The organism is Mesorhizobium sp. M2A.F.Ca.ET.039.01.1.1, assembly GCF_003998035.1.
Classification (GTDB): domain Bacteria; phylum Pseudomonadota; class Alphaproteobacteria; order Rhizobiales; family Rhizobiaceae; genus Mesorhizobium.
In genome coordinates this window covers 1-1,711 of the sequence record NZ_RZRY01001040.1, presented here as the reverse complement: position 1 = coordinate 1,711, position 1,711 = coordinate 1, and the positions used below count along the sequence as shown (strand labels likewise).

2 protein-coding genes are annotated in these 1,711 nt (G+C 64.3%); both read left to right on the top strand.

The features are described 5' to 3' along the window. Window positions 1–659 (top strand): carbohydrate ABC transporter permease (locus tag EOA24_RS37030; protein ID WP_133374858.1); only part of this gene is annotated, 659 nt, incomplete at its 5' end. 12 nt (window positions 660–671) lie between these two features. After that, the coding region (gene ugpC / locus EOA24_RS37025; RefSeq protein WP_127410766.1) for a sn-glycerol-3-phosphate ABC transporter ATP-binding protein UgpC at window positions 672–1,711 on the top strand (1,040 nt) is incomplete at its 3' end.

The following is a 1,711-nucleotide window of genomic DNA, read 5'->3' as shown; positions in this document are numbered from 1 at the left end:
ATTTCAACAATCTGCAGCGCGACACCAATTTCGTCGGCGCCATCGGCATCTCGGTCTCGGTGGCCGTGACCTACACCGTGCTTTCGGTACTGCTCACCTCGATGGCCGGCTGGGCGCTGGCACGTTACGAGTTTCACGGCAAGGGCGCGGTGGTGGCGATCATCTTCGGCACCATCACGCTTCCCTACGCGGTGGTGCTCATCCCGCAATTCATCATGGTGGCCCGCGACTTCGCTTTGGCCAACACCTGGATCGCGCTGATCGTCCCGCCGCTGTTCAATTCACTCGGCGTGCTCTTCATGCGCCAGGCTTTCTCGATGATGCCGGCCGAACTGTTCGACGCGGCGCGCGTCGAAGGCGTCAAGGAATGGCGCATCTTCCTGTTCGTGGCGCTGCCCTTGGCCCGCCCGATGCTGGCGGCGCTGGCGATCATCCTCTTCCTCGCCTCGTGGAACAACTATCTCTGGCCGCTGCTGATCAACAGCCAGCCCGGCGCGATGACCGCGCCGGTGGCGCTCGGCACGCTGATCGGCCTGACCAAGGTTTCCTGGGGCGGCATCATGGCCGGCGCCGTGATGCTGACGGTTCCGATGCTCATCGTCTTCGTGCTGTTGCAGCGTCATTTCATCGCCGGCATCGCCGCCGGCGCGGTCAAATAGGAAAGAAGCGCGATGGCCGCCGTCACCCTTACCAATGTCATAAAACGTTTCGGCTCCTTCGAGGTCGTGCACGGCGCCAACATCGACATCGCCGACGGCGAGTTCGTCGTCTTCGTCGGCCCCTCCGGCTGCGGCAAGTCCACGCTGCTCCGGATGATCGCCGGGCTGGAGGACATCAGCGGCGGCGACATCGCCATCGGCGGCAAGGTGATGAACGATGTCGAGGCGGCCGACCGCGGCATCGCCATGGTGTTCCAATCCTACGCGCTCTACCCGCATATGACGGTCGAGCAGAACCTCTCCTTCGGTCTCCGCATGAACGGCAACCCGAAGGCCGACACCGAACGCCGCGTGAAACGCGCCGCCGAGATCCTGCGCATCGACGAATTGATGCAGCGCCGGCCGAAGCAGCTCTCCGGCGGCCAGCGCCAGCGCGTCGCCATCGGCCGCGCCATCGTGCGCGAGCCGCAGGTTTTTCTCTTCGACGAGCCGCTCTCCAACCTCGACGCCGAGCTCAGGGTGCAGATGCGGGTCGAGATCTCGCGCCTGCACAAGGAGCTCGGCGTCACCATGATCTATGTGACGCACGACCAGACCGAGGCGATGACGCTGGCCGATCGCATCGTCGTGCTGAAGGCCGGCAATGTCGAGCAGATCGGCGCGCCGCTCGACCTCTATGACGATCCAGCCAACCGATTCGTAGCCGGCTTCATCGGCTCGCCAAAGATGAATTTCCTCAGCGCCAAAGTCGTCGATACGTCAAACAGCGCCGCGATCGTCGAGCTCGTCAACCATGGCGGCGCCAGGCTGCGCAAGCCGCTCCGCGATGCTTTTCCCGCCATCGGCGCCGAAATCGTGCTCGGCGTCAGGCCGGAGCATTTCTTCGAGGCCGGCGAGGGCGATTGCGACATTCCGGTCAAGGCCGATGTCGCCGAGCATCTTGGTTCCGTGAGCTATGTCTACGCCAACGCCGGGCCCGAGGAGCTGATCGTCGAGCGCGAGGCCTCGCGCCAGCGCGCCGGCGGCGATCATTTCACCGTTTCGATCAAGGC